This window comes from Streptomyces viridosporus (assembly GCF_002078235.1).
GTDB classification, from domain to species: Bacteria; Actinomycetota; Actinomycetes; order Streptomycetales; family Streptomycetaceae; genus Streptomyces; species Streptomyces viridosporus.
In genome coordinates this window covers 1-715 of sequence record NZ_MSGP01000932.1, presented here as the reverse complement: position 1 = coordinate 715, position 715 = coordinate 1, and the positions used below count along the sequence as shown (strand labels likewise).

The 715-nt window shown below is 74.0% G+C and carries 1 protein-coding gene; it reads right to left on the bottom strand.

All coding sequences use genetic code 11. From position 1 onward, the window contains the following. Positions 1-248: 248 nt before the first annotated feature. A partial coding sequence (locus B7L92_RS38750) for an RDD family protein (protein WP_255311379.1) occupies positions 249-715 on the bottom strand: 467 nt, incomplete at its 5' end.

Below are 715 nucleotides of genomic sequence, written 5' to 3'. Positions count from 1 at the left end.
TGGCGCCTCCGCTGGCCGGGCCCCGTTCCGCCGCGGTGCGGCAGCCCGCTCCCCTGCGGTCGGTGCGGACCGGCGTCTCCGCCCCGGTCCGCGCGTCGGTGCGGGAGCCGGTCCGCGAGCCGGTGCGGGAGCGGGCGGCGTCCTGACGCCCCGTCCGGTCCTCCCGACGCCCGGCCCTTGTCCTCCCGGCACCCGGTCCGGTCCCCCGGCGCCCGGTCCGGCGCTCCCCGCCCCCGGTCCGGCCCCGGTCAGCCGGTACTGACCACGACCGTCCTGGCGGCCTTGTCGTGCAGCCCCTGCTTGTAGGGCCGGTCGAAGAAGCTCCAGCCACCCGTGATCACGATCCAGACGCAGGCGCAGCAGAACGCGAACGGCAGCCACAGCACGGCCGCGCGGAGCAGCGAGGTCTGCACGGAGGGGGTGGCGCCGTCGGAGAGGTTGGCCACCCGCAGCTTCAGCCACCTCTTGCCCAGGGTCTGGCCGAAGCGTGCCGTCATGAACGTGTCGTAGGCGATGAAGAGGACGGCGGCGACGAAGGACTGCCAGAGGGAGTTGCCGACGTTGACGTCGTTGCCGTCGACGTTGTACTCGCCGATGCCGAACGGCCAGGTGAGCAGCCAGACGACGAGGCCCACCAGGACCATGTCGATGATGCGGGCGAGGGTGCGCCTGGCGCTGTCGGCGAGCGGGGGCATGCCGGCGAGGGGGTCGGTGG